Source organism: Acinetobacter sp. YH16044, assembly GCF_013417145.1.
Taxonomy (GTDB): domain Bacteria; phylum Pseudomonadota; class Gammaproteobacteria; order Pseudomonadales; family Moraxellaceae; genus Acinetobacter; species Acinetobacter amyesii.
The window spans coordinates 71,512-98,199 of record NZ_VPEK01000011.1 but is presented as its reverse complement, the minus strand read 5'-3'; the positions used below and the strand labels follow the sequence as shown (position 1 = coordinate 98,199).

28 protein-coding genes and 4 pseudogenes are annotated in these 26,688 nt (G+C 39.2%); 17 read left to right on the top strand and 15 right to left on the bottom strand.

All coding sequences use genetic code 11. From position 1 onward, the window contains the following. Positions 1 to 129 precede the first annotated feature (129 nt). Together FTV38_RS08835 and FTV38_RS08830 are read right to left on the bottom strand one after the other, a co-directional pair. Positions 130 to 615, bottom strand: coding sequence for an IS630 family transposase (locus tag FTV38_RS08835; RefSeq protein WP_104441633.1), 486 nt, complete (start codon positions 613 to 615; stop codon positions 130 to 132). Positions 616 to 662: 47 nt separating this feature from the next. Continuing rightward, a complete protein-coding gene (locus FTV38_RS08830; RefSeq protein ID WP_087547287.1) occupies positions 663 to 968 on the bottom strand; it encodes an IS630 transposase-related protein in 306 nt (101 codons plus the stop codon). Between the two features lie 40 nt (positions 969 to 1,008). Between FTV38_RS08830 and FTV38_RS08825 the strand changes: the two are divergent. Further along, a pseudogene (locus tag FTV38_RS08825) lies at positions 1,009 to 1,125 on the top strand (IS5/IS1182 family transposase); the annotation flags it as partial. A gap of 93 nt (positions 1,126 to 1,218) precedes the next feature. Here the strand turns inward: FTV38_RS08825 and FTV38_RS08820 are convergent. Both FTV38_RS08820 and FTV38_RS08815 read right to left on the bottom strand, forming a co-directional pair. Beyond that, positions 1,219 to 1,389 carry a hypothetical protein gene (locus tag FTV38_RS08820; protein WP_171262568.1) on the bottom strand — a complete coding sequence of 57 codons (171 nt, stop codon included), beginning with the start codon at positions 1,387 to 1,389 and terminating at the stop codon, positions 1,219 to 1,221. 317 nt (positions 1,390 to 1,706) lie between these two features. After that, the gene (locus FTV38_RS08815) at positions 1,707 to 2,081 is read right to left on the bottom strand and encodes a hypothetical protein (RefSeq protein ID WP_233944257.1); all 375 of its coding nucleotides are present in this window, start codon (positions 2,079 to 2,081) and stop codon (positions 1,707 to 1,709) included. 564 nt (positions 2,082 to 2,645) lie between these two features. Between FTV38_RS08815 and FTV38_RS08810 the strand changes: the two genes are divergently transcribed. Next, positions 2,646 to 2,993 (top strand): hypothetical protein, encoded by a 348-nt coding sequence (locus tag FTV38_RS08810; protein WP_168377460.1) that lies wholly within the window; start codon positions 2,646 to 2,648, stop codon positions 2,991 to 2,993. A gap of 16 nt (positions 2,994 to 3,009) precedes the next feature. Here FTV38_RS08810 and FTV38_RS18070 read toward each other — a convergent pair. Then, a pseudogene (locus FTV38_RS18070) lies at positions 3,010 to 3,365 on the bottom strand (site-specific integrase); the annotation flags it as partial. Between the two features lie 103 nt (positions 3,366 to 3,468). On the opposite strand from FTV38_RS18070, the gene dusB reads away from it, so the two are divergent. Then, the gene (gene dusB / locus FTV38_RS08805) at positions 3,469 to 4,515 is read left to right on the top strand and encodes a tRNA dihydrouridine synthase DusB (protein ID WP_180022264.1); all 1,047 of its coding nucleotides are present in this window, start codon (positions 3,469 to 3,471) and stop codon (positions 4,513 to 4,515) included. Between the two features lie 220 nt (positions 4,516 to 4,735). On the opposite strand, the gene FTV38_RS08800 is transcribed toward dusB, so the two are convergent. Continuing rightward, entirely contained in the window at positions 4,736 to 5,779 is a 1,044-nt protein-coding gene (locus tag FTV38_RS08800; protein ID WP_111883795.1) for a nitronate monooxygenase family protein, read from the bottom strand. Between the two features lie 215 nt (positions 5,780 to 5,994). On the opposite strand from FTV38_RS08800, the gene FTV38_RS08795 reads away from it, so the two are divergent. From FTV38_RS08795 to FTV38_RS08785, 3 genes are all read left to right on the top strand, one after another. After that, on the top strand, positions 5,995 to 7,254 hold the full coding sequence (locus FTV38_RS08795; RefSeq protein WP_180022263.1) for a putative DNA modification/repair radical SAM protein: 1,260 nt from the start codon (positions 5,995 to 5,997) through the stop codon (positions 7,252 to 7,254). 9 nt (positions 7,255 to 7,263) lie between these two features. Next, complete coding sequence (locus FTV38_RS08790; protein ID WP_180022262.1) at positions 7,264 to 8,043, top strand: TIGR03915 family putative DNA repair protein; 780 nt, start codon at positions 7,264 to 7,266, stop codon at positions 8,041 to 8,043. A gap of 65 nt (positions 8,044 to 8,108) precedes the next feature. Next, the gene (locus FTV38_RS08785; protein ID WP_180022261.1) at positions 8,109 to 8,630 is read left to right on the top strand and encodes a hypothetical protein; all 522 of its coding nucleotides are present in this window, start codon (positions 8,109 to 8,111) and stop codon (positions 8,628 to 8,630) included. 39 nt (positions 8,631 to 8,669) lie between these two features. On the opposite strand, the gene FTV38_RS08780 is transcribed toward FTV38_RS08785, so the two are convergent. From FTV38_RS08780 to metK, 5 genes are all read right to left on the bottom strand, one after another. Continuing rightward, positions 8,670 to 9,881 (bottom strand): YeeE/YedE family protein, encoded by a 1,212-nt coding sequence (locus tag FTV38_RS08780; RefSeq protein ID WP_180022260.1) that lies wholly within the window; start codon positions 9,879 to 9,881, stop codon positions 8,670 to 8,672. Positions 9,882 to 10,016: 135 nt separating this feature from the next. Further along, the gene (locus FTV38_RS08775) at positions 10,017 to 10,718 is read right to left on the bottom strand and encodes a VIT family protein (protein ID WP_168377647.1); all 702 of its coding nucleotides are present in this window, start codon (positions 10,716 to 10,718) and stop codon (positions 10,017 to 10,019) included. A 146-nt stretch (positions 10,719 to 10,864) separates the two neighbouring features. Next, the gene (locus FTV38_RS08770) at positions 10,865 to 11,209 is read right to left on the bottom strand and encodes a hypothetical protein (protein WP_078188782.1); all 345 of its coding nucleotides are present in this window, start codon (positions 11,207 to 11,209) and stop codon (positions 10,865 to 10,867) included. Positions 11,210 to 11,360: 151 nt separating this feature from the next. Next, positions 11,361 to 11,801 (bottom strand): SMI1/KNR4 family protein, encoded by a 441-nt coding sequence (locus FTV38_RS08765; RefSeq protein ID WP_180022259.1) that lies wholly within the window; start codon positions 11,799 to 11,801, stop codon positions 11,361 to 11,363. A gap of 169 nt (positions 11,802 to 11,970) precedes the next feature. Then, the gene (gene metK, locus FTV38_RS08760; RefSeq protein ID WP_078188779.1) at positions 11,971 to 13,137 is read right to left on the bottom strand and encodes a methionine adenosyltransferase; all 1,167 of its coding nucleotides are present in this window, start codon (positions 13,135 to 13,137) and stop codon (positions 11,971 to 11,973) included. A gap of 444 nt (positions 13,138 to 13,581) precedes the next feature. On the opposite strand from metK, the pseudogene FTV38_RS18395 reads away from it, so the two are divergent. The 5 genes and pseudogenes from FTV38_RS18395 to FTV38_RS08740 form a co-directional block, all read left to right on the top strand. Continuing rightward, positions 13,582 to 13,678 (top strand): annotated as a pseudogene (locus tag FTV38_RS18395) (prepilin-type N-terminal cleavage/methylation domain-containing protein); the annotation flags it as partial. Beyond that, positions 13,651 to 14,007 carry a pilin gene (locus tag FTV38_RS08755; protein WP_373887010.1) on the top strand — a complete coding sequence of 119 codons (357 nt, stop codon included), beginning with the start codon at positions 13,651 to 13,653 and terminating at the stop codon, positions 14,005 to 14,007. The pseudogene FTV38_RS18395 and the gene FTV38_RS08755, both read left to right, overlap by 28 nt. Positions 14,008 to 14,489: 482 nt before the next feature. Further along, positions 14,490 to 16,478 carry a transketolase gene (gene tkt / locus FTV38_RS08750; protein ID WP_180022257.1) on the top strand — a complete coding sequence of 663 codons (1,989 nt, stop codon included), beginning with the start codon at positions 14,490 to 14,492 and terminating at the stop codon, positions 16,476 to 16,478. Positions 16,479 to 16,660: 182 nt separating this feature from the next. Beyond that, positions 16,661 to 16,876 carry a hypothetical protein gene (locus FTV38_RS08745; RefSeq protein WP_078188774.1) on the top strand — a complete coding sequence of 72 codons (216 nt, stop codon included), beginning with the start codon at positions 16,661 to 16,663 and terminating at the stop codon, positions 16,874 to 16,876. 177 nt (positions 16,877 to 17,053) lie between these two features. Next, positions 17,054 to 17,506 (top strand): GNAT family N-acetyltransferase, encoded by a 453-nt coding sequence (locus FTV38_RS08740; protein WP_180022265.1) that lies wholly within the window; start codon positions 17,054 to 17,056, stop codon positions 17,504 to 17,506. Positions 17,507 to 17,558: 52 nt separating this feature from the next. On the opposite strand, the gene FTV38_RS18060 is transcribed toward FTV38_RS08740, so the two are convergent. Then, entirely contained in the window at positions 17,559 to 18,074 is a 516-nt protein-coding gene (locus tag FTV38_RS18060; RefSeq protein ID WP_252725773.1) for a nuclear transport factor 2 family protein, read from the bottom strand. A gap of 293 nt (positions 18,075 to 18,367) precedes the next feature. Between FTV38_RS18060 and FTV38_RS08730 the strand changes: the two genes are divergently transcribed. Further along, positions 18,368 to 18,964, top strand: coding sequence for a YceI family protein (locus FTV38_RS08730; RefSeq protein ID WP_078188771.1), 597 nt, complete (start codon positions 18,368 to 18,370; stop codon positions 18,962 to 18,964). Positions 18,965 to 19,043: 79 nt separating this feature from the next. Here FTV38_RS08730 and FTV38_RS08725 read toward each other — a convergent pair whose 3' ends face one another. Both FTV38_RS08725 and FTV38_RS08720 read right to left on the bottom strand, forming a co-directional pair. Next, on the bottom strand, positions 19,044 to 19,673 hold the full coding sequence (locus FTV38_RS08725) for a LysE family transporter (RefSeq protein WP_180022256.1): 630 nt from the start codon (positions 19,671 to 19,673) through the stop codon (positions 19,044 to 19,046). A 66-nt stretch (positions 19,674 to 19,739) separates the two neighbouring features. Then, positions 19,740 to 20,447 carry a glutamine amidotransferase gene (locus tag FTV38_RS08720; RefSeq protein WP_180022255.1) on the bottom strand — a complete coding sequence of 236 codons (708 nt, stop codon included), beginning with the start codon at positions 20,445 to 20,447 and terminating at the stop codon, positions 19,740 to 19,742. A gap of 419 nt (positions 20,448 to 20,866) precedes the next feature. On the opposite strand from FTV38_RS08720, the gene FTV38_RS08715 reads away from it, so the two are divergent. After that, the gene (locus tag FTV38_RS08715; RefSeq protein ID WP_078193570.1) at positions 20,867 to 21,142 is read left to right on the top strand and encodes a hypothetical protein; all 276 of its coding nucleotides are present in this window, start codon (positions 20,867 to 20,869) and stop codon (positions 21,140 to 21,142) included. 86 nt (positions 21,143 to 21,228) lie between these two features. Here the strand turns inward: FTV38_RS08715 and FTV38_RS08710 are convergent, their stop codons facing one another. Then, the gene (locus FTV38_RS08710; protein WP_180022254.1) at positions 21,229 to 23,322 is read right to left on the bottom strand and encodes a TonB-dependent siderophore receptor; all 2,094 of its coding nucleotides are present in this window, start codon (positions 23,320 to 23,322) and stop codon (positions 21,229 to 21,231) included. Between the two features lie 1,166 nt (positions 23,323 to 24,488). On the opposite strand from FTV38_RS08710, the gene FTV38_RS08705 reads away from it, so the two are divergent. From FTV38_RS08705 to FTV38_RS08690, 4 genes and pseudogenes are all read left to right on the top strand, one after another. Next, a complete protein-coding gene (locus FTV38_RS08705; protein ID WP_180022253.1) occupies positions 24,489 to 24,884 on the top strand; it encodes a transposase in 396 nt (131 codons plus the stop codon). 52 nt (positions 24,885 to 24,936) lie between these two features. After that, the gene (gene tnpB / locus FTV38_RS08700) at positions 24,937 to 25,248 is read left to right on the top strand and encodes an IS66 family insertion sequence element accessory protein TnpB (protein ID WP_257228754.1); all 312 of its coding nucleotides are present in this window, start codon (positions 24,937 to 24,939) and stop codon (positions 25,246 to 25,248) included. Between the two features lie 74 nt (positions 25,249 to 25,322). Next, a pseudogene (locus tag FTV38_RS08695) lies at positions 25,323 to 25,813 on the top strand (IS66 family transposase); the annotation flags it as partial. Between the two features lie 247 nt (positions 25,814 to 26,060). Then, entirely contained in the window at positions 26,061 to 26,672 is a 612-nt protein-coding gene (locus FTV38_RS08690; RefSeq protein WP_180022251.1) for a hypothetical protein, read from the top strand. Positions 26,673 to 26,688 lie beyond the last annotated feature (16 nt).

The window sequence follows — 26,688 nt, the reverse complement described above, 5'->3', positions numbered from 1 at the left end:
GGAATTTATACAGTGTATCCAAATAGCTTGTTGCCATTAAAAGCAAAGAAGCGCTGTAAACTGGATTCCGAACTAAAAATCTATAATCAGGAAATCAATAAAAGAAGAATTGGAATTGAGCATGTATAGCTAAATACCAAATAAATCATTACAGTAATCTTTAAATAATTTATCAATATCTTTAACTCTAAACTTAGTTCGAATCGCCTTGACTCGTGACCACATATTTTCTATTGGATTTAAATCTGGACTATATTTAGGAAGCCACACAATGTAATGGCCTGCACAACGTATCAACTCCTGAAGTCTTTTCCCTTTGTGAAAGGTCGCATTGTCCATAATCAAAACACTGCTTTCTTTCAACTTAGGTAATAAATCCTGTTCAATCCAACATTCAAATACTTCTGTATTCACAGAACAATTAAACACACCAACTGTCAACAATCTATTTTCAATGATTGCACCGATCGCATTACTCCAATTCTTCAACTGCCAGTTAAATTCACCTTCAGCACGTGTTCCTTGAAGGCTATAACTATGAGTTCTGGTACTTTCACTTTGAAAACCACTTTCATCTATGTAAATCAGAGGCAATTTCCCTTCTAAACACTCTATGAGATTTTGAAATTGCTGACGTTGATTTTGATCTGCTTTAGGATGCTTTAACGTCTTTTTTTACGCGATATTCCTGCGGCATGTAACGCATTAAATACCGCATGAGTGCTTACTCCTAAACGTTCAGCTCGCTCATACTGATAATCATCAGGATATTGTTCAACATCCTTCAATATTTGCTCTCTGCTAATTTTAGCTGGACGGCCAGGAATAGGTTTGTTTGTAGTGGACTTTTTCCAGTTCTGAATCGTCTGTATACAGATGTTAAAATGCTGTGCTGCTTTTCGCACAGACATTTCGTCTCGAATCATAATTTCTATGACTTTATCTTTAAAATCTTTTGAATATCCCATATCTCTATTGTTCTATAGTTTTTAGGATTTGGCTATATTTGGCAGTTTGAAAACCTTCAAAATTCTTGCTGAGCGATATCGCAATCGAGGCAAAAGACTAGCATTAAGATTCAATCTAATTGCTGGAATTTATAACTTGGAGCTGAGTGAAAAATGACTTATGAAAGAAATCTATTGAAAGCTGCGACAGATCTAAAATGTCTGTGAATTTAAAAACCCACAATCTGTGGGCTTTTAAATTTTTGCTCAATTATTTTGCAACAGCTTCAGAAGCAGGAGCCGCTTCAGTTGCATCTTGAGCAACTTCAGTTGTTTGAGCTTCAGATGCAGCAGCTTCAACTTTTTGTTCTTCAGCAGCAAATGTAGTTGCAGCAGCAGCAGAGATAAGTGTAGCGAAAAGTACTTTGTTTAAAGTTTTCATGATTCAATCTTCAGTCTATTTTTTTGGAAAAAACAACTTAATGTATTAATCATGATAAAAGTGTAATTAAAATGAGTTGTTATGTGTCTAGATTGTGAACATTTGCGAAAAACTTATCAAAATAAATCAATAGTTTGAAATCCATTACAAAATAATATGTGTCATTCAAATATCGTTTAATATTTTAAAGACTTTAAAAAAAGAAAAACCCGAATAAATCGGGAAGTGTATTTTACGTTGTTATTACAGCGAAACTTACACACTTTTCGCTTAATAACAATTTATCGCACAATTATGACGCCATGATGAAAGGGAGATTATTCAGCAGGGCATGCAATTTTGAGTTTTTCTTTGTAATAGTCCTGTGCGATCTTCAAATCATTTAACATTTTATCTTGAGTATAGTCTTTGGCTGCGAGTTTGAGCATGGCAGGCATGTAGTTAGTTTTATATTCATGAGGGTAGTCATGACATAAGACTTGGGTTTTTTCCTTGATTGATGTGCTTGGAGCATCTAAAACATCAAGGTATTGACTGATTTGCGCATCTGACTGCTCAAATTGTTGAGTCGCTTGTTCCGTTGTTAAATCAGCGTTTTGGCTTTCAGCTGCAGCCACCTCGTCATTCGGTTGTTGGCAGGCAGTCAGAAAAGTAGCGAAAAATATAAAAGAGAGAATTTTCAATTTTTTCATAAAGTTTAACTCACTGATGTGAATTTATAGATTTAAGTTTTCAATGATTTTAGCAGTATCCCTCTATAGTAACACCTGTACAGGCATATCTGCTGAAAGTCTGATGTTGAATCGATAGTGTGTTAACTACATGGCTGATGCATAAGTTTCAACGACTCTTAAGCAAAAGCGTAGAAATTTTTGTTTGGAATTACTAAACTATCGCATTGCAAATTTTCCGTCCAATTCCGAAGCTTCAAATTCCTCAATTCAATCGTTGAACGATGTTGATATTCATTGTCATCATTCAATTGCATAATCATTGCCATGAAACGTTTTTACGCTCAACTGATTTTGCGAACATAGATTTGAATTTAGCATTGTTGAATGTGGCTTCGAAGATTTCGAATCTGGTTCAGGCATCATTTGCTAAATATAGCTAGAGGTTAAAACATTGAGTCAACATCCTGTCATTCAAGAATTATTCGATCGTCCCATCGAGAGAAAACTGTGGGTGGCACCTATGGCAGGTGGGTTAGATTACGTTACTATTTACAATAACATCCAATTTAACGAGCATCAAAAGTGCATTATCTAACCAAAATTATTAACGGAATAACAATTTGCTTCCTAGCATCAGTGAACTGCTATGCTAAAGATGAACCATCAAATGCTCATAATGTAATTGAATTTAAATGGTACGAAGCCAAAAATAATTACAACAGAATAATCAGAGAGTCTAGAGAAGCCAAAAGGAATGATAGTGATTGTGAGGAAAAACTGGATAGCTGTGATAAAGATATGAAAAGCTATCTTTATTACCGGAAACCATTAGCTGCCGCAAAAGCTCGCTTAGATGCAGCTGAAAGCAAGCTATATGAGAAAATGTCATTAGAATTTGATGCAGATAATGTTGGTGTTCAGAAAGATTAATACTTTTATAAGAAGCGGCGTAATCAGAAAAGTCTTGTCGCGTTAAATAATAGATATTCTTTTCAGAAATATCTAAACTAGCGATATGCTGTAGTGCTCCTGTTTTTGTCCTAGCAAAACTGTCCGCCTCATCCAAATACTGAAATATGAATTCTCTGAGTGTTTTTGCTTAAGTTGCACCTCAGGGTTCAACATTTTTTCAGGGTGCAATTCAATTTCTGCCTCTGCGCGTTTAATCCACTCATCAGCCAAAGACTTTTAGCTAAATGTTTTGGATTGCTTGAATTCTGGGTAGCCTTGAAGTTGTACGCGGACTTGAGCTCTATACCGAGTTGTACCGTCTTTTGTTTGTCGCTTAGTGACTGTACCTATAAATTTGCAACATTGAAATTTCGTGGTGCAAATAGGTTGCAACTAAAGAGCATTAAAAGTCAATACGAAGCGACTAAACGAAGTTAAACGAGGTTAAAAGATTTTGAGTAAAAACAATGTCATTCAAGAATTATTCGATCGTCCCATCGAGAGAAAACTGTGGGTGGCACCTATGGCAGGGGTTACAGATCGCCCATTTCGTACACTTTGCAAATACTTTGGCGCAGGTCATGCTGTCAGTGAAATGATGACGGCAGATAAGACCTTACGCATGAGTAAAAAGAGTCTTTATCGTGCCAATTTTGATGGTGAGATAGCACCTATCTCAGCTCAAATTGCAGGATCAGATCCAGCTGAACTGGCTGAAGCCGCTCGCTATCAAGTGGCAAATGGTGCACAAATTGTCGACATTAATATGGGATGTCCGGCGAAGAAAGTCTGTAATAAATTGGCAGGTTCCGCGCTGCTCAAAGATGAAGACTTGGTGGCTCGCATTTTAGATGCTGTGGTTGATGCAGTTGATGTGCCCGTGACCTTAAAAACCCGTTTGGGCTATCTCAATGGTCATGAAAACATTATGCGCGTTGCGAAACGCGCCGAAGAAGCTGGCATTGCTGCATTGGCACTTCATGGTCGTACACGTGAAGATATGTATCTGAATACGGCGCGTTATAGCTTAATTAAAGATGTGAAATCGTTGATCAATATTCCTGTGATTGCCAATGGTGATATTGATACACCTGAAAAAGCCAAATATGTATTGGATTATACTGGTGCCGATGCAGTCATGATTGGCCGTGCAGCTCAAGGTCGCCCATGGATATTCCGTGAAATAGGACATTACCTGACGACGGGTGAGCATATGGCGGCACCAAGTATTATGGAAGTCCGTGACGTATTGCTCGGACATTTATCTGAGTTATATGGTTTTTATGGTGAATATTCAGGTTGTCGAATTTCACGTAAACATATTGCTTGGTATACCAAAGGTTTACGCTCTAGTAATGAGTTCCGCCAAAATATGTATAAAGTTGAATCTACAGCAGATCAATATAAAGTCGTCGAGAACTATTTTAATCACTTACTCGATCATGGTCAGATCATGAGTGATGTTCAAGTTGATCAGGTCAATTTGCTTGAAACCAAGTAACTTAAAGTCAAACGAAATAGATCTGTGCAATGTGATACAAAGTAAGTCGATTTAAGCTAGTTAGATTTATTTGAAATAGATTTAACTAACTTTATTCAAATGATCTAAAACAAATATTTAAATTGTGCATCGATGACAGCCTAAATTGCACATAAAAAGCCCTCAATGTTGAGGGCTTTTTATTAGGCATTCATGTTTGAATGACCCGTTGAGCGAGGTCTTAGTTAAAGCGCATTTCTAAAACCAATTGATTGATCAAGTCGGGTGCTTCCAATTCACGTATTTGAGAGACATTAGTTCCTGCCCAAAATGCACCATATTCATGTACGCCATGCTTGCTGGCTGCTGCATGTAATTGTTTGCCTAAATCATAGCTATATGGGTAAGCCGGAACGGTTGGGCGAGTCGGCGTATCAATATCTGTGTGCCAGTTATTGATAATGCCACGTGCAGGCCGGCCTGAAATACTTGATGTAATCTGCGTGATGGGCGCATCAAATAGTGCTTTGCGATAAGCCTCATTTGCATTTGATGTTTTGCATTGCACAAAAGCAGTGCCCAGTTGAACAGCATCTGCACCCAACTCCATAATTTGATAGGCCTGATGTCCATTCATAATGCCACCAGCTGCAACAACGGGGCATTGAATATGGCGTTTCAAGAGCTGAACTAAGTCACGAGTTTTAACGCTGCTATCGAAGTTTTCATTGAAAATGCCACGGTGACCACCAGCTTCAATACCTTGAGCAATCACGATATCAATACCCGCAGCTTCAATCAGTTTAGCTTCTGCTAAATTGGTTGCAGAAACTAGAGTCAAAATACCCGCTTGTTTTAAGGCCTGAATTTGATGTGGGTGCGGAATGCCAAAATGAAAACTCACCGCTTTGGGGCGCGTTTCCAGTAAGAGGTTTAGAAAATGGTCATTATCTTTAAAGCTTGGATAAATACAGTTCAGTGCTTCTGGAGCTTCTGCATTATATTGAGCAAAGCGTGATTTAAATTGCATGATCCATTTGGCAGCAACTTGTTCATCGAGTTCTACTGTGTCATGACAAAAAAAATTGACCTGAAAAGGTTGTTCAGTAAGTTCTTGAGTTTGTAATATTTGCTGACGTGCATTCTCAACACTGCTTGCACCTAAACCCAGTGAACCAAGTCCACCTTGATTTGACACCTCTGCAGCAAGCTCAGGTGTAGAAACACCTGCCATCGGGGCAAGAAATATAGGGTGTTTGATGCCAAGTTTTTCTAATAAAGTCATGTGCATACTCCAATCACTCTAATTACTTTGCCCAAGCGAGTGAAATTAAGCAAATAATATTCGTTATTTCATATCGAAATGGCCTGGAGCCTGCACCAATGCTGTGCTTAAAATTAAGCGACACCTCATGTCGTATTGATGATGTATGACCCGACTTTTGAGGTTGATCCTATTAAAATTAATGCTCTGATCATTTTAAGTTTTAAAACTCTCCCATGTCTGAACGTATCCGTGAAAAACTGCAAATTTTAGCCGATGCTGCCAAATATGATGTCTCATGTTCTTCGAGTGGTAGCAAGCGCCAAAATAAAGACAAAGGTTTAGGTAATACTGGAAACGGTATTTGCCATAGCTATACCGAAGATGGCCGCTGCGTATCATTGTTAAAAATTCTATTTTCCAATGTCTGTATTTTTGACTGTGCATATTGTGTGTCCCGTCGGAGTAACGACGTAAAGCGTGCAGCATTTACGGTACAGGAAGTGGTCGATTTGACCATGAATTTTTATCGTCGGAACTATATTGAGGGGCTGTTTTTAAGTTCGGGGATTTTTAAATCGGCGGATTACACCATGGAACGCATGTTGCAAGTGGTGAAAAAGCTGCGTCTAGAAGAAAATTTTAATGGTTATATTCATCTGAAGACCATTCCGGGGGCATCTCAGGAAATCATCACCGAAGCAGGTTTATATGTCGACCGTATGAGCATTAATTTGGAAATGCCGACAGAAGATGGTTTAAAAAAATTTGCACCTGAAAAAAGCCATGTTGAAGTTCAAAAGGATTTAGGTATCGTTCGAGATCGTTTGATTCAATTCAAAGATGAACGAAAAATAATACGCACAGTACCTAAATTTGTACCCGCTGGACAAACGACGCAAATGGTGGTGGGCGCACATCAAGAGTCTGACCGTGATGTCATACTGATGGCAGACCGTCATTACAAAGAGTTTAAGCTCAAGCGTGTGTATTATTCAGGTTATATTCCAATTAACGAAGCGGAGCGTGCGCTGCCAGCTGTGGGATCAGCACCTCCTTTATTACGAGAAAATCGGTTGTATCAAAGTGATTGGTTGATGCGTTTTTATGGGTTTGAAGCGACGGAATTGGTCGATGAAGAGCATCCAAATTTAGAATTGGATATTGACCCTAAATTAGCGTGGGCACTGCGTCATCCCGAGCAATTTCCCGTGGATATCAATCGTGCTGAATATCAAATGATCTTACGTGTGCCGGGTATTGGTGTACGTTCTGCTCAAAAAATTGTTCAAGCACGACGTTTTGGGAAAATCCATATCGACCAATTAAAACGTATGGGTATTTCCTACAACAGAGCACAACATTTTATACGCTGTGAAGATTCTCCAAAATTTATTCGAGATCAACAGCCACATCAAATACGTCAGCAGATCTTGCAAAGTGGCCAGTCGAAATATACGCAGCAAATTTCTCCACAATTGAACTTAGGTTTTTAGGATACAGTCGTGAGTATTTATGTCTTTGATGGCACGATGACAGGATTGTTAAGTTGTGTTTTTCGGGCCTTTCAATTTAAGCAATTTGACATTCAGATTTGTACAGATGGGCAAGTGCAGGCAGGTCTTTTCGCCGAAGTCATTGATGTGGCTAGTCACGATGAACAAGCACAGCGGGTATGGCAAGGATTAAAGCTTAAAGCATCTGAAAGTGCTTTGAAGCAGTTTTATTATGCGTTTTTATCCGAGCAGCAGCAGGCTTTTCAACATTGTTTTAATTTTGCGATTTATGCGTTCCAGCAACAGCGTGATGTGTCTAAAAACTATGGTCATGCTGATGTATTAGGGATGAGTCAGTGGGCGAAGCAAGTGGGGCGTGAAAAGCACCGAATGGAAGCTTTTGTGCGTTTTAAAAAATGTCAGGATGGCTTGTTTATCAGTTTAGTCTCACCTGACTTTAATGTATTGCCTTTGATCGAACGGCATTTCAAATCACGCTATCAAGATCAACGTTGGTTGATTTACGATGAAAAACGCAGCTACGGCATTTACTATGATCTACAGCAGGTGCATCAAGCGGATATGGATGCCACAACCATAGATGGGCAAATACAGTCAGGCCATAGTCAATCTTTCAATATCGAACTGGATGATGAGGAAGTTTTATATGATCAGCTTTGGAAAGATTATTTTAGAAGTGTCAATATTGAAGCCCGACGTAATATGAAATTACATGTGCAGTATGTGCCACGTCGTTATTGGCGTTATCTGAATGAAAAAGCGATTTAGGTGCGAATCATCTAGTTGTTTTCGGGCATAATGATCGAGCTTTTGATTGTTTAAGTGAGACTTTGATGAAATTATTTCTTGTTACAACCGTTCTGACGGCAATGACGCTCACGGCGTGTTCTGCAAATGAACAAGAAAAGAAAACATTCAATCCGCAAAGTTATCAAGTTGCCGATACAGCGGGATTACAACAACGCTTTGAACAATTAAATCAGACTCTAGCAGCTGATTTTAGCCAACTAAAAAAAGTAGAAAGTATGGCTTTTTCAGATCAATCCGCTTTAGATGTTCAGAACTTAAAAACTTTAAATCAGCATTTTGTTGCCAATACCGCTTTAAAAAGCTCCAAAATTGCCTATTGCGAAGTAATGAATCATTATTTTTCTGAAATGTATCATCTCGGACATGTGAACTTAGCCTTGGTGAAAGACGTTAAACTGCCAAATGCCGCAAACGAAGATTTGAGTCAGGTATTTGCGAATACAGACCAATTTTATGATTTTATTATCAACCGCTATACCACATACAAGCATGCACAAGAAACCATGCAATATGGTTGTAATCTAAAAGCTGCACTAGCAGATTAAAAAAAGCCCCTCATTTGAGGGGCTTTTTATTTACAGAAATTAGCAGCCTGTTAATTTTTCAGGTTGTGGACGTTCGCCAGGGAAGAAGATTGGGCGTAATTTGACGCCGATACCGTTCCCAATGAAGGCAAATACTAACCATAACCAGCCATGCAAACTACCTGAAGCAATACCGCTGAAATACGCTCCAATGTTACAGCCGTATGCTAAACGTGCGCCATAACCTAACATCAAACCACCGATAACCGCCGCTAGCAGTGAGCGTTTTGGGATATTAAAGTTCGGTGCAAATTTGCCTGCTAGGCTCGCTGCGAGTAATGCACCGAGCATGATGCCGAAATTCATCATCGACGTGATATCAAACCATAATGATTCGGTCAGTGCTTTGGCATTCGCAGGTTGCTGCCAATATGCCCAAGATGCAACATCGATCCCCATGATACTTGCTGATTTTGCTGCCCAAACAGCTAAGGCAGAGGTCACGCCCCAAGGACGGCCTGCAAGTGCGAGTGTGGCAAAGTTTAGTAAAGTCAGGATAATTCCGCCCCAAACCAATGGCCATGGACCACGTAGAAAGCGTTTCCAGCCGTGTTGGTTAGCTTGCGGCTCAACTTCAAGCTGACCATGGCGTTTCTTTTCAAAGTAAACTGTTGCTGCTGCAATGATTGCAAAAACTACAAAGTTTAATGCCAGTGCAGGAACTACACCAAAGCTTTTGACTAAAGAAATCGGCTCAAAGTGGGGAAGGTCAAACCACCATTGAATATGTGAAGTTGCAATCAGTGAACCTGTACAGAAAAAGATCAACGTTACAATCATACGTGCGCTACCAGCGCCCACAGTGTACAGTGTACCTGATGCACAGCCTCCGCCGACTTGCATACCAATACCAAAAATAAAGGCACCGATCATCACGGACATTGAAACAGGATTAACGTTACCTTTGACTGGGTTGCCAAATAATTCACCCGCACCTAAGGCAGGGAAAAAAAGTAATACAGCCAAAGCCAACATGATCATTTGTGCACGCAAGCCACGACCACGACGCTCTTTAATAAAGACACGCCAACTCGAGGTAAAACCAAAAGAAGCATGATAAAGCGTCATACCCAAAGCACCACCAATTAAAAATAGCAATGCTTGGTTAACGCCCACAACCAGATAAGCACCAAGGGTGCCTAAAATTAATAAAACAAAAGCCACCCAAATCGATACATTGGATCGATTGGCTGGCGCAGCAATTACAGACATGGAGAAAAAAGCTTAAAAAATGTAGCTCTATTTTACGGTTTTTATATATTGTAAAAATGAATATTGTTGAAAAATCACACAATCATTGCTGCGTATAAATGATTTAACATATATGAAAAACTGATAAAGCGAGCGTTAAACTGGATTTACATTAAATAAAGAACCAATCCAACTAGAAAAAAGCATGGCTGCAATGCCCCAAAGCGCAACACGTAGACTGCCTTTCAACATAGAAGTGCCTGCTGCATAACTGGCTAAGGCACCGAGGAGTGCTAGGGAAATCACGCCAACGGCCATAACGGTTTTTTCAATATGCATGTTAGCACTGATCAAAATCGCAACCATCGGAAATAGTGCACCAATTGAAAATGCTAAAGCCGATGAGAGTGCTGCTTGAACGGGTTTTGCTGCGGTATTGTCATGGATTCCAATTTCATCTCGCGCATGGGCTTCTAGTGCATCATGGGCAGTTAATTGGACTGCAACTTCATGGGCTAGGGTTGGCTCTAACCCACGATTTACATAAATTTGAGTCAGCTCTTTAAGCTCCATTTCTGGGTTACGTTGTAATTCTTTATGCTCCATGTGAAGATCTGCTTTTTCGACGTCTTCTTGAGATTTCACAGAGATATATTCGCCCGCAGCCATAGAGGTTGCACCAGAGATGAGTCCTGCAATACAGGTAATGAGTAAGGTATGGCTAGAAGCACCACTTGCGGCCATGCCCATAATTAAACTGGTGACGGAAATAATGCCATCATTTGCACCGAGTACAGATGCACGTAGCCAACCAGTACGTTCCATAAAATGTTTTTCGGTATGATGTGAATAAGACATTCTTTTCTCTAAATTTGTTATATATATGACGTCATAAGATTGACCTGACGTCAGTTAAATTTCAAGTTAAAAATGGATTGAAACAACACGCTGAACAAAAGACAAATATAAAAAAAGCACCCGAAGGTGCTTTTTTTATAAAATGCTTATTGTTGAGCTTTTTCTTTCACGTTTGCTGCACCTTGCTCAACAGCACCTGCTGTTGCAGCAGTCGCGTCTTTAGCTGCTTCTTTTGCATTGTGTGCAGCAGCTTCAGCATTTTCTGCTGCATTATCAGCTGCTGTCGCAGTTGCAGTTGCAGCATTATCAACAGCAGTAGCTGTCGCAGTTGCTGCTTCTGAAGTTGCATCAGCAATGTCATGGCCTGCTTGGTCAGCAGCGTTTTCTAGGTGTTCACCAGTTGTTGCACCTGTTTCTGGCGCTTTGTCTTTATTACAGCCAACAAGTGCAACAGTTGCAGCCAAACCTAAAGCAACAAGTAATTTATTCATTTTGATCTTTCCTTTTTTTGTTATGCCCGTAGCATGGGCTGAATTTATATTAGCTGAAAAAATATTCAAAAATCGATCAAAAATTGTTGATTTAGTGTAATTTTATCCAGCATATTTTGTAGTTTAAAAGCCTTTATATCTACTTATAGCGTTAAGGGTTTTGTCTAAATAATTCTTCAATTGAAGTCACAAGTAGATAGATAAATTCACTGTCTTCATGGCGCCATAAATATATTTCTTCCCCCAATTGTGTATCGTCTACCGTACGCATCAATAAATAATCGCCATCGCCGTTATGTGCAATGGCAATGCTGTTTTCAGGGAAGTCTTCAATTTTACTTATAGTTTGATGTTCTGCGGCTAGATGGTTCGTTGTGCGTTTTATTCTTTTCACATCGCTGGTGTCCTGGAAGGGGAAGAGCCACCATGCTTCGATATCATCACCATCTTCAAATTCATCCGCACTAGAAAAGCTAATGCCGAATTCGCCACCATTTTCAATTTGCATTTTGGCTTTATATTTTTCTGGAAACTTAAATCCTAATTGTTCTTCAGTTGCAGTAATAAATTTTAAGTCTAATGGAAAGGGCATGATATTGTTCTTAAATTATTTTGGTGTTTTATGAAGAAGCTAGGCGTAAATTTTAGTCAATATTTTTTACACTCGTTATTTTTATCCTAGATGTTTTAGTTATGGACATATGGGGCATAAAAAAGCCTGCAATTAATGCAGGCTTTTTTGAGAAATTAATCTATTAAGATTAAAGACCAGCAGATGCTTTAAGCGCTTCCACTTTGTCAGTTTTTTCCCATGTGAATGCGGTATCAGAACCTTCACGACCAAAGTGACCATACGCAGCAGTTTGTTGGTACATCGGTTGGATCAAGTTCAACATACGAGTAATACCGTATGGACGTAAGTCAAAGTGTTCACGTACAAGTGCAATAATCAAATCTTCAGATACTTTTGCAGTATTGAATGTGTTGATCGAGATAGATGTTGGTTCTGCAACACCAATCGCATAAGACACTTGAATTTCACATTTGTCAGCTAGACCAGCAGCCACAATGTTTTTAGCAACATAACGACCTGCATAAGCAGCAGAACGGTCAACTTTTGATGGATCTTTACCAGAGAACGCACCACCACCGTGACGAGCCATACCACCGTAAGTATCTACAATGATTTTACGGCCTGTTAAACCACAGTCACCTACAGGGCCGCCAATCACGAACATACCTGTTGGGTTGATATGGAATTTAGTGTCTGCATGGAACATTTCAGCAGGAATCACTTTTTTCACAATTTCTTCAATTACCGCTTCTTTCAATTGAGCTTGAGTAATTTTTGGATCGTGCTGAGTTGAAAGTACAACTGCGTCTAAGCGAACTGGCATGCCATTTTCATAAGCAAATGTTACTTGGCTTTTTGCATCAGGACGTAACCAAGCAAGTTTGCCTTGTTTACGTAGTTCAGCTTGTTTTTCCATTAAGCGATGCGCATATGAAATAGGTGCTGGCATAAGCACATCAGTTTCACGGCTTGCATAACCAAACATTAAACCTTGGTCGCCCGCACCTTGATCTTCTGGTTTTTGACGGTCAACACCCTGAGCAATTTCAGGTGATTGCTTACCGATCATGTTGATCACGGCACAAGTTGAACCATCAAAGCCAAGATCTGAATGATGGTATCCGATACCATTTACGGTATTACGAACAATCGCTTCAAAGTCAACATTTGCAGTTGTTGTGATTTCACCGGCAAGTACAACCGCACCCGTTTTTACAAGCGTTTCACAAGCAACCCGTGCATATGGGTCTTCTTTTAAGATTGCATCCAAAATAGCATCACTGATTTGGTCAGCCATTTTATCCGGATGGCCTTCGCTTACAGATTCCGAGGTAAATACAGCGTACTCGCGCATAAGTCCTATCACAGTTAAATTTAAAGACGCAATATGTTACATCGAGAAAGCGTTTAGGACTAGCTCAACATGACCAAATTGGATGAAATTAATTCATTTCAATGACTTTTTAATTGATATAGGCATCTAAAAAATTGATATGAGCTATGGATTTCTCAATTTAATTTTTTATGATGAGATAAAACAGAGATATTGGGCATTGGCGCAAGCAACAATGTGATTAGGCGTTAAAATGCCTAAATTGTTTTTTTAAGTGAATCAATTATAAGAAAAAATCAAATCCGTATCCCGAGATTTATCAATGATGAATGTCATGAACTGTCAGAATATGACTGTTCATGACAATTAATCGTTTAATTTGAAAAATAAAACACAATAAATGCGGGCTTTTGAGACTTGGTATGCAAATTGCCTATTTGTCATTACGTTGAATGGGGAAACGTAATGAAACAGTCTGGTTTTACACTCATTGAAATTATGATCGTGGTGGCAATCATCGGTATTTTGGCTGCAATTGCTACTGTATCTTACAATGGCTATGTCGCTCGGGCGCAAGTAGCTGAAGTATTAACAATGATTTCACGCTATAAAATTAAATTGATGGAAAATTATTCAGAGGAACAAAGCTGTGTAGATTTGAATACAGCGCTGAATGAAAGTATCAGTACCAAATATATTGCGAGTAGTGACATTACTGATGTGGCAGGAACGTGTTCAGTGGTTTTTACGTTTAAATCAACAGATGTCAATTTTGCTCTTCGCTCAAAGCAGATCTATTTTAGTATTCCAGATGGTTTAAATGGTGCTTGGAATTGTCAATCGGATGATATTTCGCAGCGAAATTTACCTGCTACATGTCGTAGTATATAAATATTGGTCGTGGTATATAAATATTGAATGTGAAACCGTGAGTATATTGGATAAGTGCTGATTTTACAGGGATGATTACGACGTTTGAGTTACCCAAACCATAGTGGGTTTAATTATTGAAAGTATTTCATATTTCAAATGGTCATTTATTTAGACAAGCTTTGACTACTACTTTTATTTGCAATTGCCTTTCGATGTAGCGGACTTTTATCAGTTATGAAGCGGTTGCTTTCTCTGCCAAACTCTAAATATGCATTGCGCTGTCATTGACTCGCCATATAAAAGCATCACTGTATACAAAATAAACGACATGCATAGGCTTGAAATTGAGCAATAAGCGCCCAAAATACAGGTGGTGCAGGAATAATTAGCGAAAATTTGCCCCTGAGGCTTTACCCATTCCGCTTTTTTTAAGACAATATGCGCATCTTTGAATTCTTATTCATCTTACTCTTTTAAACCATTTGTTTGGACTCTGACCTATGACAACCCCGCTTAACGAACGTCGTATTGCAAACGCAATTCGTGTATTGGCAATGGATGCTGTGCAAAAAGCAAATTCAGGACATCCAGGTGCTCCAATGGGGATGGCAGATATTGCTGATGTGGTATGGCGTGAATTCCTCAACCACAACCCTGCAAACCCACAATGGGCAAACCGTGACCGTTTCGTATTGTCAAACGGCCATGGCTCTATGTTGCAATATGCGTTATTGCACTTAACAGGTTATGACCTGTCTATTGAAGATTTAAAATCTTTCCGTCAATTGCATTCTAAAACTCCAGGCCACCCAGAATTGGGCTATGCACCGGGTATCGAAACAACCACAGGTCCATTGGGTCAAGGTATTGCAAACGCTGTAGGTTTTGCACTAGCTGAAAAAACTTTAGCGGCTCAATTCAACAAAGAAGACATCACAGTTGTAGATCACAACACTTACTGTTTCTTAGGTGATGGCTGTTTAATGGAAGGTGTTTCTCACGAAGCATGTTCATTGGCTGGTACTTTGGGTCTAGGTAAATTAGTTGTTTACTACGATGACAACGGCATCTCGATTGACGGTGAAGTAGAAGGCTGGTTCTCTGACGACACAGAACAGCGTTTCTTGGCATACGGTTGGCAAGTACTGAAAGTTGACGGTCATGATGCAGATGCAATCCGTGCGGCAACTGTTGAAGCAAAAGCTGAAACTGCGAAACCAACCTTAATTATCTGTAAAACCATTATTGGTTTAGGTTCACCAAACAAACAAGGTAAAGAAGATTGCCACGGTGCGCCGCTTGGTAATGATGAAATCGCTTTAACTCGTGAAGCTTTGGGCTGGACAGAAGGTCCATTTGAAATTCCTGCTGATGTTTATGCAGCTTGGGATGCAAAAGCCAAAGGTACTGCTTCTGAATCTGCTTGGAACGACACATTTGCTGCTTATGCTGCTAAATATCCAACAGAAGCGGCTGAACTCAAACGTCGTCTTTCTGGTGAATTACCTGCTGACTTTGCTGCAAAAGCGGATGCTTATATTGCAGAAGTAAATGCAAAAGCTGAAACCATTGCAACTCGTAAAGCTAGCCAAAATGCCATTCAAGCATTTGCACCACAGCTTCCAGAAATTCTAGGTGGTTCTGCTGACCTTGCAGGTTCTAACCTGACTTTATGGAAAGGCGCAGAAGGCGTTGAATCTAACCCAGCGGGTAACTACGTTCATTACGGTGTACGTGAATTCGGTATGACTGCAATTGCGAACGGTGTAGCGCTGCATGGCGGTTTCGTTCCTTATGTAGCAACATTCCTGATGTTCATGGAATATGCACGTAATGCAGTACGCATGTCTGCATTGATGAAACAGCGTGTGATTCATGTGTATACACATGACTCAATTGGTCTAGGTGAAGATGGTCCTACACACCAACCTGTAGAGCAAATTGCATCTTTACGTGGTACACCAAATCTAAACACTTGGCGTCCATGTGACACTGTTGAAGCGTCTATTTCTTGGAAATCTGCATTGTTACGTAGCGAAGGCCCTACAGCGTTAATCTTCTCTCGTCAAAACTTGCCATTCCAAACTCGTACAGCAGATCAAATTGCTGACGTAGCGAAAGGCGGTTATGTACTTGCAAAAGAAAAAGGTGAGTTGAAAGCAATCATCATTGCAACAGGTTCAGAAGTTTCATTGGCAATGGATGCTTACGCACAGTTAGAAGGCGTACGTGTGGTTTCTATGCCATGTGCTGAAGAATTCGTAAAACAAGACGCTGCTTACCGTGAAGCGGTTCTTCCAGCTGCGATCCGCGCTCGTGTTGCGGTTGAAGCTGCGCATGTGGATTACTGGTGGAAATTTGTAGGTCTTGACGGCCGTGTAATCGGTATGACGACTTACGGTGAATCTGCTCCAGCAAAAGACTTGTACAAACACTTCGGTATCACAGCTGATGCTGTTGTTGCTGCAGTGAAAGAAATTACCGCTTAATCTGTAAAGATTAACCGTAAAAAAGACGCCCCAGAGAAGGGGCGTTTTTTATTGCAGAGATTAAATTTATTTTTAATTGTGAAATAACGATTTGTAACGAATGAATTAAAGCATTGGTTTAAAATTAATTCATTCATGCAGTATTCAGCCACGGGTGCAATGTTGCCCCAAGTGAGGAAACGATGAGCCTTTACGATCAGATAAATGATGAAATTGTACTGATGGATGCTGGTGAACAGAAATGGATAGGCACGGACTTAGAGCTTGAAGCCATGGTTGCAGTAGAATTGATGCTGCAAGATTTGCAAGAAGACAAAGTGATTAAGATTCGCCGTAAGAACCATGAAAAGCATACAGGCTTGAAGCAGGTTGACCGCATTTTGGTTGAGAAGCTATAAGCTAAATGGTTAAAAAGTCCGATTGTTCGGGCTTTTTATTTGCCTATCGTATTTATAAAACGGATAAGAAAAAGTCCATCCAATACTTATCAAGACTAAAAAAGAGCGCATTAAATACAGTGTTTTCAACACATGAAGCTTTATTTCAGTTATAAAAATCCAGTGCTCATTTAAAAGATATCGAACGTGCAAATACAGATTAAAAATTTAACAGAAATATCAAAAAACCAATGGCAGCCGCTTTGGGAGCTGTATTTAAAATTTTATAAAAGTCAGGTGGTAGATGCAATGACCGAGCGAACGTGGCACAGGTTACATGCTGCTGACTGCGAACATATGTATGGCTTTGCAGCTGTGATTGATCATCAAGTGGTTGGGATCGTGCATGTCATTGAACATGAGAGCTGCTGGACATTGCAGCCTTATGCCTATTTGCAGGACTTATATACCCTTGAGGATTATCGCGGGCAGGGCATTGGCAAGGCGCTGATCGCGAAAGTGAAAGAATATTGTGATCAGCGGCAGTGTGACCGTGTGTATTGGCTTACGCATCAGGACAATGAAACTGCGCAAAAGCTGTATGATCAAATCGCGAGAAAAACCGGATTTATCCAATACCGCTGTCATTAACTCAATGTAAAAGGCCATTCCAAATCAACAGCAGCTTTTGCGCATCTCAGTATTAAGCTGAAACTTTAAAGTTTTTAGCCGGGTCAGCATCTTGCTGAATGATCCATTCTCCACCTACGCGGAACGATGAGGCTGAGGCATAGGTATCTTCCATAAATTGGAAAAAGCTGATTAAACCGTTTTGAACTTTGGCTTTAATTGAAAAAGGCGAGGTGAAAGTATTTTTTGCATAGACTGAGGTGTAGGTGAATTGACCAAATACAGCTACAGTTTCATCCTCAGCGATCATATCGGTGATTTGAAAGTCGTCGATATTCCAGTAAGTGCCTACGTTGGCAAAGGTATAAATATAGATGGCTCTGCCTGTGCCAGACCCAGCCCATGGCTCAATTTGTTTCAGTTCTGGGTTGCTGAAGTTTAGGGAAACATACGCTGCGTCTTCGGCTACCAGTAGCTGAGTTGCATTTTCGACGAGTTCTTTTGAAGTATTCATAAGAAATGCCAAAACGACATCTTTGGGCGTTTTAGTATTTAAGGCTTTTTCAATAGCCAGCGATTGTTCTGTCATTTTTGGGTACTCAGATTTTTATGATGTCTAAAAATCTTAAGTGGATTTGTTTAGAAAACCTACGACTCAGATAGGTTGATGTTTCCTAAATTTAGGATAAATAACTCATGGATCAATTAAATTATTAATTATTTGAAATATATGGGAAATTTAATAATTGAGAGTGGTTGTAGATGCTGCTACAGATTTTACAAAACTATCGTTCTAAACATGCAACAAAACGTTTTATCTTTAAAGCTGTAATACGGTTAAAAACCTATAGACTTAATAGTATTCGATAGTGAGATAAAAACATGAACTTTAAAGCATTAACAATCGGTTTGGCGGTAGCATCAGTTACAACAATTTCTATGGCAAAACCTGTTGCCTATCAAATTGATCCTACTCATACAGCAACAGTATTTACTTGGAATCATTTTGGTTTCTCAACGCCTTCTGCAAACTTTAGTGACATTCAAGGGACAATTAATGTCGATAATGCAAAACCTGCAAATTCGTCTGTGAATGTGACGATTCCATTATCGAGCTTAAATACCAATGTCAAAGCATTAGATGATCATTTAAAAACAGCTGATTTCTTTGATGCTGAAAAATATCCAAATATCACGTTTAAAAGTACAAAAGTTCAAGCCATCAGCAAAACTAAATACAAAATTACGGGTGATTTAACAGTTAAAAATGTGACTAAACCAGTGGTATTGGATGCTGTATTGAACAAGCAAGCCGTTCACCCAATGACTAAGGCGGAAACGATTGGTTTCAATGCAACGACTTCTTTTGATCGTTCAGCATTTGGTGTCGGTGCATATGTACCAAATGTAGGCGACAAAATTACGGTAAATATTACGACTGAAGCGGCTGTGTCTACAGCAAAGGCAGCAGCGAAATAAGATTTAGCTCCCTCAGTTAAGTTAGGAAAGCACCCATTTGGGTGCTTTTTTATGTCTTGAAGATATTTAACTGGTGTGATCAATCGCTATTGAGCAGCAATAGGCAGCCAAAACTGATGAAGATTCCACCGGTAATTGCGTCAATTTTTTTACTAAATTTTTGATAGTAATGCGTAATTTTAGGTGCTGAGAATAAGACCGCAACCAATGCAAACCAAATCAGACTTTCAATAAAGACTAAAGCCAATAAAGAGCTCTGTTCGAAAATACTAACGTTTGCACTGATCCCAATGGAAAATACACTACTGAAATAAACCAATGCTTTAGGATTGGCCATATTGGTCAAGAAACCTTGAAATAACAGCGTCAAAGGCGATTTTTTCTGTACGGCTTGCTCGGTTGGTTTTGTTATTGTGCCGAGGTCTTTACTCCATGCAGACTTTAATAACTGAGAGCCTAAATATAAAAGATATAGGCCTCCCAAAATCATGAGGCATTGTTGTAACCAAGCCATTTTTTGAAATAGAAAATGTAAGCCAATTATTGCACAAATTGACCAAACTAAAATACTAAGTGAAATACCTAATGCGGCAAATAATGCATGTGATCTGGATTGTCGAATAGCACTTTGAGTGACAAAAAAGAAGTCTGGGCCTGGGCTGATGAGAGCAAAAAAGTGGATGAGCGCAATGCTGAGTAAGGGAGTCATTCTAATGGCTTATACGTTTTGAAGTGCAACCGTTATAAGCCATTTAGCTTTAAATTAATAGCTGTTTTAAAGCACAAGCTGTTGTAAGAATTGTTGCAAAATAAGGGGAGCAACACGTTCTAAATGAGGTGCATGTTGTTGGCTTTCCATGCGTAAATTTGGGATGTTAATTTGTGCTTTATGCAGTTCACATGTATGCCCAATTAGCCATTTTTCCATGGCCTGTGTTTCTGCTTCAATATGAAACTGTAGGGCTAAAATATTGGGCCCATAGCTAAACGCTTGATTTGGGTAAATTGCTGAGCTGGCGAGTAACTGTGCATTTGTAGGTAAATCAAAGGTATCACCATGCCAATGCAGTACAGGCACTTGATCTAATGGCGCTAAAATATTGTTAGTAATGGCATCAAGCTCCAAGGCACTCCAACCGATTTCTTTGCTATGACCTGCATAGACTTTCGCTCCCAATGCATGCGCAATGAGCTGAGCACCTAAGCAAATGCCTAAAGTCGGTAAATTACTCTCTAAACGTACTTTAAGTAAGTCTAGTTCTTTTTGTAGGAAAGGGTAGTCATTAGTTTCATAAACTCCGATCGGGCCGCCCAAAATGATGGTAAGCCCTGTATGTTGCATAGCTTTACTCAGGTCATCGACACCAGCTTCGAAGTATCTCACCCGATAACCCAATTGGTAAAATACATCTTCCAATGAACCCAAATCTTCAAATGCAAGGTGTTGAATGACGTAAATGGTTTCGTTTAATGCAGTACTCATAGGGATTTTTCAGGATTAAAATTTCAAAATAGAATGTAGCTTGAATTGTCGGAGATTAAAAAGGAAAACTGTAAATTTTTCACAATTGCGAAAAGAGATAAATATAGAAGTTGGCTGAAGCATATTGTTTTTTTCTTTGAATGATTAGGTTCGTTCGTTGAACTTAGCATTTAAAACCTTTGTACTGTGAAGTAAGGGATTCTCGAAAGGCTTTATTGGCAAAATTTATGAGAAAAAGTGCATGATATTTTGATAAAGCTTTGGTTTAGTATAAAAAAAAGATGAAAAACCAATGGAAAAGCGTTTAGAGATGCGTATGATGAAATCTTCGACAAACAACAGTTCATTTTTCTTTTAATATCATCACATAATTAGATAACTGATTTTAAAAGTAAAAAAATATAAGCCAGGGAACTTGTATGCAGTCAAAACATAATCGAGATGCCAGTCTCTTGCATGCGATACATAAAATTTTATTGAAGGAATGGGACCCGTTAGGGATTCGCCGTATTCCTGCTTTACGTGATGAATATGATGATTATTTGCCCAATATTTTTAAATTAATTCAAGAGGATTCTAGTGAATCAGAAATTTTTGAATATTTATGGTGGGTTGAGCAAAAGGTCTTAGAGAAAAAAGGGCAGAAGGAACATACCCTAAAAATTGCGAAAATGTTGAAGGCAATTGAGCGCTAGTTTGCGGTCGTGTACGCATAAAAAACCGATTCGTTGTCCGTATCGGTTTTTTATTTTAAATCTCTTAGAAGTCTCTTAGAAACGGTTTAGAATTTCTTTTCTAAGGTAAATATAAAGCTTGGAATTGCTTCATTGATACGAGATTGGTATAGCGCGCCAGAACTTTGTTCTTTTAACACTTCTTTATAATCTGAGCTGAGAATATTACGTGCATTCACCGATGCAGACCAATTTTGATCAAAGCGTTTAGTAAAACTCACATCCATATTGACGCGTTCATTGCTGGTGCGATTGTACGGTTCGTTACTCAGCGCACGTGTATATTCAGGGGTATAATTGAGGTTCACACTTGTTGCAATACGCCACGGTTGATAGTTATAAGATAAACCAGCACTTGCGGTATAAGGTGCAACATCACTTGCCAAACGATCAGAGCCGTCAGTTTCTTCAATTTTTGCACGTACAGTTGAAAGTTGAGCATTCAACATAAATGAATGACCATTCTCCGTTTGCTTCAGTGCATAACGTCCAGCAATTTCTATACCATAAGTAGTTGCACTGTCTTGGTTATAAGGACGTTCGACAAAACGGCAATCGGTATTTCCTGTTTCACAACGACCGCCTGTAGCATTTTCTGACAGGATCGATTTTTCGATATAGTCATTAATTTCTCGATAATAGGCAGTGATATTTACACCGCCAGCAGGGGTGTTATAGCCTAAGGTTGTTTCGTAAGCATTAATAGTTTCAGGTCGTAAGTCTGGATTACCACCACGATTAGGGTTGTTTAGTGTCCCAGCATCACTATCTGTAGAAACTGAAACCGTCGGCATCAATTGATTGCTACGTGGATTTTTAAAAGCCTGACTCAAATTGGTTTGGAGTGACCATTGGTCATTAAAGTCAAAACGGTGTGCTAATACAGGACTCAAATGCTGATTTTGATAATCCACTAAACCTGAACGATCAATCCACTCTTGGCGTACACCTAGAGTTAAGGTTTGGCGCGGCGTATATTTCCAACTTCCTTCAACATAAGCACCATACAATTGTTCATCTAAGGTGTCTGCAATATTGCTTTTAAGTTCATTACTACGTAGATCGGTACCAAATTTTATTTGGCGTTTTGAGTCGAACTTTCGGACACCGTCGTAGCCCAAGCCATATTCATTAATTTGTTCATCAATATACGATTGAGAATTTCTATACTCTGTTAATTCGGTTTCATTTTGCTGCTCGATTGATAAGCGAATTTTGTCTGAATTTCCTTGGTCTTTACGCTCATATCGCGTGTTGAGTCGAATGCTGTCATTTTTATCTTTTTGGACTTGGGAGCCACTTGTGCCTTCGCTTTCATTGTTGCGATAAAACATTTCAGCGACCAATTTTTGTTGATCATCAAGTTGATATTCAACACGTGGGGTGAGCATTTGCGACGTACGATTGGTGATGCGTTTTTGAGTTTTCGTTCCTGTTGCATCTTGTGTACGGGTGAGTGTATCTGAATCATTCCACATTTGGCTCCCAGATAAACTATAGATCCAAGGGTCTGATCGACCATCCATTTGAAAGTTTAAATTGGTGCGTTCTTCTTCACGTGTATTTGACTTTGTTAGACCATAACCAGCACGTACAGATCCACTCAAACGCGTGCCATTCAATGGTTCTTTTAAAATAATATTGATGACTGCAGATGAAGCAACAGAGCCTTGAGCGACGCTGGGTTGTTTTGTAATTTCAAGGCGTTCGATCATTTCCGGTGTAATGCTATCAACAACTGACATGCCACCACGAGGACCACCTTGTACAGGTTCACCATTGATTAAGAACACGGGTGCGCCACCACCACGAAAACGCATACCACCTGCACCACCACGTGGACCACCGCCAGCACCGGGAAGTTGAAATCCTGCAGCACGACGCAGCGCATCATTGATGGACTGATCGCCAAATTTCAACATTTCATCACGGCTTATGATGGTTTTTGCGACAGCACTGATATCTGGGTCTTTGGGCTTAGAGCTTACTGTTGGAACTTCAAATGTTAAAGCTTCCATTTGCTGAACTGCTGCAGATTCTTGGGGATTTTGGACTGTATCTGCGGCCCAAATTGATGTTGAGATTGTAAGTAATGCGTAACTTAAGCTGGTCAGTTTGAGTGTGGTGTACGCGCCGTGCATTATTTGGTTGTCCAAATGTAATTTTGGCAAAGAATAACGGAAAATTATGGAGAAAAATTGAGGAAAATAGCCGAGATGAGCATTTCATCAGATTATTTTTTAACAGGTAGGTGAAAGGTCGTGTGGCAATAGGGGAAGCCTTATTCGTTGGGGGAAAATTAAGGCCTATTAACGTCGCTACAATATAATAAATAACTGAGGTGACGCAGTAGCATCAGAAGCGTACTTTGCTTCAAATAATAAAGATACGCGGTAATGTCATGCGCAATTGTTTGAGACAGGACGACTTCTAATCAAAAATGTTTTTGCGATACGTTGAATAATTTGACGGTAGTGAACGAGTTTTGTTGGTGAGGTGCATTGCACCGCAAGATGGTTTCCTTGCGAAGCTTCGCATCTCATTTTGCCGAATGAAAAACAACGTTTCGTAAGAGTACCTCCAGCCGAAGGCTAATCTCTTTATTCAATCCCTAAATGTAAGACTTCGTCGAATAGACGTAAATATTATTTTAAAAATGCGAAATGACTTTTATGTGCATAACATGAGTAAATAAATCTAAAAATAAGCCTTTGAAGAAAAATTTAAACATAAAAAAACCCTCATCTTTCGATGAGGGTTTTTCGTATTCTGGAGCGGGAAAGGAGACTCGAACTCCCACCCCAACCTTGGCAAGGTCGCCGATATTCTTAATGTTAACTTACATTAAATGCAAGTATATGATATTATTTAATTTAATTATTTAGATGTAAGTACAAAATTGAGGTCAATATTGATGATATGAGATCAAGTTGGTCACAATTTTTCGATATTTTTTTTAAAACAAGCTACAGATATTTAGTATTTGATCAATTTTATTTAAAATGAAAGTTTACCAAGTGTTTAATAATTCATATTAAATTTTGTCTCAGCTTATAAAAAACGACAATCTAATTTTAATATATCATTTTAATTGATCATTCTCTTATAGTCTGTATAAGACATATATACTTTGATACTAGATCTCTTTCATAAATCAACAAACGATCTATCTCTTGCTGAATATTTGTACCGAAGAATTTTAAATATTCATGCCTAATTTGCGGTGCAAGTATCCGCTGCCCCCCACTTTTTCTAACTCATTAATACCGCGATAGTGTCCATTATCTATTAAATGGACATCATGTTTATGGCCTTAGGCACGCTTATAGATACTGAACAAACAACCAAGCTAACGCGTAGAATTTTTGCACCTGAGTTTAAACAACACTTGGGCGAGCTTTGCCAACAACCAGACACATTAGTGTCCAAAGTGGCAATGCAACATCAGATCAATGCAAATTTGTTGCATAAATGGATTCGCCAGTCCATATCAATGTCCCCAGTTCTAAAAAGCCTACCTCATCCTCAAACCGACTTTCTTCCCGTCATTCTTCACTCGACTCCAGTCAGACGAGAAGTACCTCCACCACCTGTACCAGAGAAGAAAGCTCTCGCTCATATCAGAATTCCACTGCATCAACAACAAGAATCCGCACAGGATCAGATGATTGAGATCGATTGGTCTATGGAATCAATCACTTAATTACTGGTGCTGATAGGGGGGTGACTCAATAATCCATATCGATGAAATCTGGTTGTGTACTCAACCGATGGATATGCGTGCAGGGATGGATACTGCCATGGCTCAGGTATTGAAAGCCTTTGGTTCGATCAAACCTCATTGTGCTTACCTGTTCTGTCATAAACGTGGTCATCGCATGAAAGAACTGGTACATGATGGACTGGGCATCTGGCTGTGTGTTCAGCGTCTAGAACAGGGTAAATTCCACTGGTTCCAGGTTCATCAAGGTGAAACCATCTCACTCAGTTCGGAACAATTACAAGCATTAATACAAGGCTTGCCTTGGCAGAGAATTGGACAAGTTCAAGTGGTCTCCATGCTCTAAACCAAGCCACTTGGTTCTGCTATTCTCCAAAGGTTCTATAGCATCGTATTTATGACTTCAGCCATACTATGCTCATGAATACGATGCCTGACTTAAGCCAACTGACCCATGAACAACTACTGAAATTCACCAGACAGTTGGCGATGCAGCATCAACAATTAGAAAAATCAAATCAGCAATTAGATGCCAAAGTTCAACATCTTGAAGTCACCAATCAACATCTATCCATTCTCAATCAAAAATACGAGCATCAGCTGGCACTGTTTAAAAACACAAATTCGGCAGTAAAAATGAACATCTCACCGCCAAACAAATCCATCTGTGGGATGAAGCGGTTGAAGAAGATATCGCAGCAGTCGAGCTGGAACTGGAACGGCTGAATGCAGATAAAACCGATGTAACGACACAGAAAGCCAAAGCTAATAAACCTAAACGTCGCTCATTGCCAACTCACTTACCTACGATTCGCATCGAGCATGAACCTGCATCAACGCAATGTGCTTGTGGATGCCAACTGTGTCGTATCGGTGAAGATGTCAGTGAAAAGTTGAATTTCAGACTGGCACATACGATGTTTGGAACTCATCTCGTTTAAAAGTAATAAGAGAAGTTCAGACCTATTTAAGCGAATCTGTAAATAAGTTTAGGTAATTGCTTTTCATAAATTAAAATTGATCGGTTTGGTAGTCACCAAGCTCAATATCAAAATTGCAAACACTTCGTCAAACTGTGACGCACTCGATAAAAGTCTCAGTTAAAAATATAGATAAAAAATATATACTTGAAATATAAAATTAAGATCTGAGATCGGAATGAGCCAAGAATCTTCTAAGGTCATCACTCGTCAATGGATGATTATTCAGTTTTTATTGAATAGTAAATATGTGAGTACCAATGAAATTGAAAAGCATCTACTCACTAAAGGTGTAGTTACAACCCAGCGTACTATTCAAAGGGATCTTAATCTATTGGAAACATTATTCCCTTTGGAGTGTCGCCGTGATTGTATGCCTTATAGTTGGCGATGGAAAAAAGTGGAACAGTCAGTCAAGGGGCTGAGTTTATCCCAAGCTTTGATTTTAATGCTTGTAGATGATCAGTTGAGTGATATTTTACCTGAGCATACACAGCAAGAATTATTGCCATTATTCCAAAAAGCAAGATTGATTACCTCTAATGCTGTTTATGACGAGGATGAAGCAAGCCTACTTGATATTTTAACTAAAGACCGAAAACGAACTCTTGGATTGGTGCAGTCTTCGATCACTCAGGAATTGGCTTTAGGGGTTACTCATAAAGTCACAAAAATTTATAAAGATATTTTTAATACTGAAGATCGTGAAATCAAGAAGTACTTAAAAACATTATGTACATTACTTGAATCACATGAAATGCCAGAATTGGCAAATGCTTTAAAAAATTAATTTTACTAGAGTTAAA

Excerpts from the sequence above, each read along its gene's own strand:
- FTV38_RS08715 (WP_078193570.1), top strand. The coding sequence starts at position 20,867 with ATGCAGTCAAAACATAATCGAGATGCCAGTCTCTTGCATGCGATACAT.
- FTV38_RS08800 (WP_111883795.1), bottom strand. The coding sequence starts at position 5,779 with ATGACTTTATTAGAAAAACTTGGCATCAAACACCCTATATTTCTTGCC.
- FTV38_RS08820 (WP_171262568.1), bottom strand. The coding sequence starts at position 1,389 with ATGAAAACTTTAAACAAAGTACTTTTCGCTACACTTATCTCTGCTGCT.
- FTV38_RS08725 (WP_180022256.1), bottom strand. The coding sequence starts at position 19,673 with ATGACTCCCTTACTCAGCATTGCGCTCATCCACTTTTTTGCTCTCATC.
- FTV38_RS08795 (WP_180022263.1), top strand. The coding sequence starts at position 5,995 with ATGTCTGAACGTATCCGTGAAAAACTGCAAATTTTAGCCGATGCTGCC.
- FTV38_RS08710 (WP_180022254.1), bottom strand. The coding sequence starts at position 23,322 with ATGCACGGCGCGTACACCACACTCAAACTGACCAGCTTAAGTTACGCA.
- FTV38_RS18060 (WP_252725773.1), bottom strand. The coding sequence starts at position 18,074 with ATGACAGAACAATCGCTGGCTATTGAAAAAGCCTTAAATACTAAAACG.
- FTV38_RS08775 (WP_168377647.1), bottom strand. The coding sequence starts at position 10,718 with ATGTCTTATTCACATCATACCGAAAAACATTTTATGGAACGTACTGGT.
- FTV38_RS08785 (WP_180022261.1), top strand. The coding sequence starts at position 8,109 with ATGAAATTATTTCTTGTTACAACCGTTCTGACGGCAATGACGCTCACG.
- FTV38_RS08730 (WP_078188771.1), top strand. The coding sequence starts at position 18,368 with ATGAACTTTAAAGCATTAACAATCGGTTTGGCGGTAGCATCAGTTACA.
- FTV38_RS08720 (WP_180022255.1), bottom strand. The coding sequence starts at position 20,447 with ATGAGTACTGCATTAAACGAAACCATTTACGTCATTCAACACCTTGCA.
- FTV38_RS08830 (WP_087547287.1), bottom strand. The coding sequence starts at position 968 with ATGGGATATTCAAAAGATTTTAAAGATAAAGTCATAGAAATTATGATT.
- FTV38_RS08745 (WP_078188774.1), top strand. The coding sequence starts at position 16,661 with ATGAGCCTTTACGATCAGATAAATGATGAAATTGTACTGATGGATGCT.
- FTV38_RS08780 (WP_180022260.1), bottom strand. The coding sequence starts at position 9,881 with ATGTCTGTAATTGCTGCGCCAGCCAATCGATCCAATGTATCGATTTGG.
- FTV38_RS08690 (WP_180022251.1), top strand. The coding sequence starts at position 26,061 with ATGAGCCAAGAATCTTCTAAGGTCATCACTCGTCAATGGATGATTATT.
- FTV38_RS08815 (WP_233944257.1), bottom strand. The coding sequence starts at position 2,081 with ATGAAAAAATTGAAAATTCTCTCTTTTATATTTTTCGCTACTTTTCTG.
- tkt (WP_180022257.1), top strand. The coding sequence starts at position 14,490 with ATGACAACCCCGCTTAACGAACGTCGTATTGCAAACGCAATTCGTGTA.
- FTV38_RS08765 (WP_180022259.1), bottom strand. The coding sequence starts at position 11,801 with ATGCCCTTTCCATTAGACTTAAAATTTATTACTGCAACTGAAGAACAA.
- FTV38_RS08770 (WP_078188782.1), bottom strand. The coding sequence starts at position 11,209 with ATGAATAAATTACTTGTTGCTTTAGGTTTGGCTGCAACTGTTGCACTT.
- FTV38_RS08705 (WP_180022253.1), top strand. The coding sequence starts at position 24,489 with ATGGCCTTAGGCACGCTTATAGATACTGAACAAACAACCAAGCTAACG.
- metK (WP_078188779.1), bottom strand. The coding sequence starts at position 13,137 with ATGCGCGAGTACGCTGTATTTACCTCGGAATCTGTAAGCGAAGGCCAT.